The sequence below is a fragment of the Bartonella sp. AU15XJBT genome (genome assembly GCF_028618615.1).
In the GTDB taxonomy this organism is placed as follows: Bacteria; Pseudomonadota; Alphaproteobacteria; order Rhizobiales; family Rhizobiaceae; genus Bartonella.
In genome coordinates this window covers 1-6,684 of sequence record NZ_JAQITG010000046.1, presented here as the reverse complement: position 1 = coordinate 6,684, position 6,684 = coordinate 1, and the positions used below count along the sequence as shown (strand labels likewise).

General features: G+C 46.6%; 1 protein-coding gene. It reads right to left on the bottom strand.

From position 1 onward, the window contains the following. On the bottom strand, positions 1-6,684 hold a 6,684-nt coding region (locus PVV57_RS09425; RefSeq protein WP_273783960.1), incomplete at both ends, for a hemagglutinin repeat-containing protein.

Genomic DNA, 6,684 nt, shown 5'->3' with positions numbered 1-6,684 from the left:
TGTTTTTGTCCGCCGAGGCTGTGCTGGAAATAAGTCCTCCGGTCAACGTTGTTTTGTCTTTAACGTTGATCTTAAAGCCGCCATCACCCGCTTTGATGCCTGATTGTTCCACAACACTATGATAATCGCTAGAGGATTTATCCTTTTGGAAAGAGGCACTCATGGAGCCCCCACCACCCGTTTGTCCAGCACCAAACCCAACAGAAACAGAGTTTTGCTTACTGGAAGTTTGTCCCGTATCACTGCGGCTGGTAATGGCAAAATCACCCCCTACTTCCATTTCTACACGCTCTCCAGAAACCACGGCGCCTGCCAATGTGGTGTTTGCCCCACTCGTGGTATGAACGGTGCCGGTGCCTATAATATGGCTGTTTTTGTGTTGAACTTCCTCACTGGAACCTTCCCCTTGACTAAAAGCAGCACTGCCCGTTGCCCCTGCGCCACCCGTGCCATAACCGGTGCCAACACTCATTGAAGCACTTTCACTGCTGTTTTGTGTGCTTTGCGTGTTTTGTGCACTTTCAAAGGTGATATCTTCACCTGCTTCCATAGTGATATTTCCGCTCTGTGCATCATTTTCCAGCACATAGATTGGATTGGTACCAGCGATAATATCAGCGCCAACACCATGAATGCTGCCTTTGTGGGCTTGCATGTTAACAGCGCGTCCGCCTTCTATGCTATCTGTCACCGCTGTGGAGACTTGAGAAGAAGCTTCTGTTTTCTCAGTTTTAAAGCCCACGGTTACACTGCCAGATGCACCAGCCAGATTGGCAAGAGCATCCTTGGTGGAGCCCCCCACCCCTCCTAATGAGCTACTCAGTCCTTTGGTTGTGTTCCCCTTTTCCCCCGTATTGCCAGTCAGCCAATTAATAAAGTTCTCTCCTTTATTAAAGAGGTGATTGATTTTCATGCCAGTCAGTATGCCATTAATAACGGTGTTATTGCCATCCTTATTGTTCATGCGGTCCGCTGAATCTTTTAAGCCTTGTACCGTGCCAAGGACACCGATATCAACGGAAGTTGTCACACCAGCAAAAGACTTTTCATGCTTTTCTTTTGCGTTAGAGGTATCATAGCTTTCTGATAGGGTGATATTATTGCCAGCATCCATGTTGACATCACGATCCGCCGAAACAATGGCTGCTTGCATATTTACATCATTGTCAGCAGTAATCTGCACATCTTGGCGTGCCGTGATGTGTGATTGTGTGGAAGTGGTTTCCCATTGATCGCCCGTATCTTTGGCGCTTGCAATTCCAACACCTACAGAAGCACCGCTGTTACTCTTTTCAAACTGAATGCCAAAGCCTGTGCGTTCTTCCTTTGAGCTTGAGGAATGGCTATTATGACCAACAAACACATTGACATCACGAGCTGCGGTAAGATTAACATTTTCCCCTGCAAGATCAGAGCCAACAATTTTCACATCTTTTTTCTTGGCAGTGATGTTGATCGTACCATCCGCATTGAGAGAAGAACCTTGATGCTCAAAACTCTCTTCATTTTCTGTCTTTCCCTCACTCCCATATATCGACACAAAGCCCTTGCCTGATCCCACACCAAAACCTGTTTCATGCTCCTCTGAATGGCTTTTATGATGATCTGTCATGCCATCAATCGTCACACTTTCTCCGCTCACATTGATATCTTGACCGGAAAGCAGATGAGAAGCAGAAATCTTGGCTTCTCCTTGTGCGTCTAACACGATGTTGCCCGTTGCCCCAAGGATAGAGGAGACCGTCGTGGTATGCGATTGAGATGTATCGGACGATTTCTCATGCAAAAAGCCACTTGAAGACGATTGTGCTTGCTGATCCAAGTGTTCTTGGGCGCCTTTGATAGTAATCTTTCCCCCAGAGTGAATGGTAATATCCGCTTGTTTCTGTTCTCCTGGTGCTTTCTCTCCTGACGTTTCCTCTGCCTTACCGGCTACGAGCGTCGAGGCTACAACTTCCGTGTTGTTTACTGAGTCAATGGCAATGCCTTCACCCCCTGTTATGCTTGACCCCACAACTTGGCGCACATCCATCTTGTTATGCTCAGATTTACTGCTACTAAACACCCCACCGTCTTTATGGTACGACATCTCATAATGTAAGCTATCCTCTGCATTATTGATCAGGACATCGTTGCTGGCTTTCAGCCCTACCTTGCCATCAGCCGCAATGGAACTGCCTGTGATGCTAAGATCATGCGGTTTGCCATCCTGCCCTGCAATGACAGTGGTGTCACCTCCCGATTTTATCGAAGAGCCAACGGCATGAGAGGCTTGCATGTCCACTTTCGTGTTTTTGGTGCGAAGATGATATTCCATCTCATCGTTTCTTACCCCTATTGTTACCTCCCCTTGGGCGCCAAGAGCAACATTGCCCTTCGCATCTATATCGGAAGCAGCAATATGGATATCTTTTCCAGAGAGAACAGTGGTCTCTTTTCCAGAACTTAAATGAGAGCCATTGTGTAAAGCAACATGAGATGTTTCACTCCCATTCTGATTGTCCATGCTGTTGCGTGTAGCATCAATCGAAACATTCCTCTCAGCTTGTAAGGAAAGATTATCCGTTGCTTGAACATCAGAGCCTAAGATATTCAAATCTTTTCCAGAGGAAAGCGTTGTTGAGCCTCCAGAGTTGACTTCTGATTTATGATGCATGGTAGCATCACCCTGCTCATCATGGTAATGGGTTTCTGCTGAACCGATCGTCAAGTTACCTTCTTCTGTAGCCATGGCAAGATCACCTCCGGTAGTGATCCCCACCCCTGAGGCTGTGATATTTTGTTTAGCAATCACCGTTGCATTACCACCAGCAAAAAGCGCCTCGGTGTTTAAAACGGTCTCCACGCCGTCAACCGTTGTGCGCCCTGCATCTAAACGAATATTCTTCTCCGCAAGGATAACAGCATCACCACCCGCCACAAAATGCCCCCCTTGACTGAGGATATCCCCACCATGCACATGCAATTGGTGGTTTGCCGCAATCCGCCCTGAATTGATAATCGTTGAATTGCTCGTATTCTGGCTGGTGATATTGACATCATCGCCCATGATCAAAGCCCCAGCAGAAACAAAGGAGGCTCTGTCTTTTTCAGGGATATAAAGCACCGGTGCATAAACATCCATGCCCTTGACCTGTTGGCGCACATAAATCACCATCGGGGCTTCTAGGGACGCCAATTGTTCTTCACTCAAAGCCTCACCAAAAGGGAGATTATGGGCTTTTGCATAGTCTGCCCCGACATCCAGCAAAGTTCTGACTTGTTCAATGGCATCACTTCCAGGAATAAAGGAACCTTTGCCCAAACCTTGACCAACCAGATCACGCATTTGTTTCTCAATCAGCTGCTTTTCGAAATAAGCATCGCCTAAGAAAAAAATCTCTCTGTCAGGATTGTAACCAATTCTGTTCAAATAATAGGCTGAGCCATAAAACTTGCCAACATCAAGGAATTCTGCCCGCGTTTCATAAAGGAAATTCTGGTTGGGCAGCGTACCACCAACCCCACCCGATTGGGGTTTTGGTAAAGGGAGCCCCTCAGAAAGTTCCCCTGCATTATTGAGATCCACTTTTGGTGTAAAGAGAGCGCCAGCCCCGGTTAAACCACTTAAGGACTCCAGTGGATTGCCTTCAACTGCTTGTGCTTTAAAATGCGTATCCCCTGTAATCGAACCTTCCGCTGCCGTGTTATTGAGTTGATCGACCACCAGATTTAAAGTGCCACCCGCTTGGACAAGACCAGGAACGCTCTCCAAAGCTTCTGAACCAATCTGGCGATCCTTGCCATTGGCTATATCTAAAGAAACATCGCGGCTTCCATCAGCTTTATAGCCATAACAACTGTCTGTATAAGCCTGACAACCAAGATAAGTGTTTTTATAAGCTGTTGCCCCCAAATTGGTGAGCACATTGGCGTGGATATTGGCATTTCCCCCTGCTCTCATAGAGCTATAATGGTTGTCAATGGTATCAGCGTTAATGATGAGGTTGCCACTAGATTGTATTACCCCCGAAACAGTTGGTTTATGCGAAAATGCTTGTGTGACAGTCTTTTCTGTCATATGTGACCAGTTTTCGTTTATTGACCCAAACCATCCTTCCTTCCGCCGAGAACCATTCCAGGAATACTGTTCTACAGAGTCTCTTTCGTCAATATATTTCCAAGTAAATGCCTTATAGACTGTTCCGTCGCTTGAAATTGCAGTGCCATAGGTTCCTTCTTTGCTCGCCCAAAGTGGAATATCCAAAAAAAGTTCTACATGCCCTTTTCCTATTAGTTTATCTTCTTGATATTCGTGCCCCTTTCCCCAAAGATTGGGGTCCTCCTGATATAACATCCCATCACTGAGTTGATCAGAACCCTTTGGTCTTTGGAAAGAAATATCGCTATATTCCGTTTTTTCCATGATGACAGGCGTGCTATCAGCTTCGTTTTTCAGGGTGTTGGTTTGGATATTTAAGTTTCCACCAGCTTGAATAAAGCCTGCTTTGTTCACAAGCGAAAGGCTTTTTCCGCTGCCAGCTGCATTGGTGAAAGATAAATCACCTTCTGTCATTATGGTGCCAAAATCATTGAGCAAAGCACCATCAACTTGTAAAGCACCATTGCCCTTCACATAAATTAAGCCCGTTTTGTTGTTGGTCACATTGCCCGTCACGCTAAAGACTAAATCATGCCCTGCTGCCAATTGACCGCTATTTCCAAGCTCCCCCGTTTTGATCACGAAATCTCGTGCCGCTAAAACAGAGCTGCCCTGATCCACCATAACGCTTGGAGCAATAAAGAGAATATCTCCAGTCCCTCCCTGATCTGTCACGGCTTGTAGCCGCGCATGGTGAATATCAAGGGCATTGGTGCTTTGAAAGTCTAAACCGCCATAAGTTAATTCGCTCTCTGAGACATCAATATGATCTGCAATTAAATACAGCGTTTGCGGCGTGTAAATATGAGAACGATTATTGCTTAAATCGAGAGTTGTTGCCGTCAATCTCACATCCCCCTCAGCAGACAGCACATTCTCAACACTGATCTCTCCAGATACCGATGTCAATGTTGCACTGCCATAGCCCATGACCTGATCATAATAGATGTCGTTGCCTGCAAAAATTTCAATATTGCCACCACTGGCAATCTGACCAACCTTCACCCCTTCTTTTGCTGTAATCAAAAGAAAGCCGTTTTTATCTAAAACAAGATCCCCTGAACCGCCCGTAGAAACGACACCTGTCATCAGTGTGCCAGCATCAAGGCTGCCAACCTTTAAAACAGCTTTTTCACCCGTCATCAGCGAAGAAAAGTCAACCGCCCCGCCCTCAATATTTACCTTACCATAGGCTAAAAGTTGTCTAAAATGAACGGGAGCATTTGTTTCTGGTTGTGCTTGAATGGCAACATTTTGATGCGACAGAATTGTTTGAGAAACAGAAAGCCCGTTATGAGAAATCAGGGTGATATCTCCTGCCCCATAAACACTTTCAGCAACAATCGCACCTTGACTGCTCTGGAGATCAACATCCCCTTGGGTGCCAAGAACAACAACACCAGAAGCACCCGTTGCCGCCATATCAACCCCACCAGCTAAAAGCTGCGCTTGTATATCACCACCGGCGTGCGCCTTGAGGTTCCCTTGCGCTAAAACAATCCCCTCAAGCTTCAAGTCTCCGCCCGATTCAAGAGCCATATCAGCGCCTGACCCTAGCCCTGAAACTTGAAGTGTCTGGCGCGAAGACAGCTCCATATTGCCCCCAGAGGTTGCCTTGCCTGCAATCGATAAAAGCCCATCCTGCGCCTCTATTTTTAAATGACCATCAGCGCCAACCGTTTCTAACGTCACATCCTTATGTGCTGCAATATCAATATGCTTTTTCGAGGTGATGTGTTTTGCCAATACGCTCTGGCTTTTCGATTTGAGGACAACGCCCCCATGACCAAAAACATTCTTCAGGGAGATTTTCCCGTCAGCAGAAAGATGCAACTGCCCCGCATTGGCTGCCATATCATGGCGCATGCGAACCCCAACACCTTTTTCTGTTGCCACAAGTTTTATTCTGTCCGCCTGTAGAGCCCCCAAAGCAGAACCATCTATCGCATATTCCGGTTTACCAGTAATATCAGTTAGCTCTTTCATTTCCCGTGAAGCATAATCAAAGTGACCCGTCCCTGCTGTCACACCAATCTCCTTGCCCGCAACAGCTCCTTCAAAATGCACTGTGCGTGAGACAATATCGACGATATCAACAGCCCCTTGACCTGAGAAAAAATTGGCTCCTCTTGCACCAAAGGTGATATCCCCACCTCGCACCTCAAAGCCTTTCAAAAAACCGCTCGCATCAATTTCGGGAACACCTGTGGTTAAGGTCGCATGGGGCGTATTGATAAAGCCACAACCATCACAGCTTATCCCATTGGGATTGGCTATAATCACATCGGCGGGGCTCCCAAAAACCTCTCCTGGACCATGAAGCGCACTGCGCTTGACGCTGGTCACTTCATTTAAAATAACCTTCGCTGAACCGGTAACACGCAAATGCGGATTGCCCGGCATAATGCCCCCCAATTGCGATTGCCCCACTTCTTGCGCATGATTGTTCCAAATCATACCTGCATTGCCAATATTAAAGTCGTTATATTTATTGTGTGATAAGCCCTTGCCATTGGGGGTAACAATATCAATCGAGGGAACCC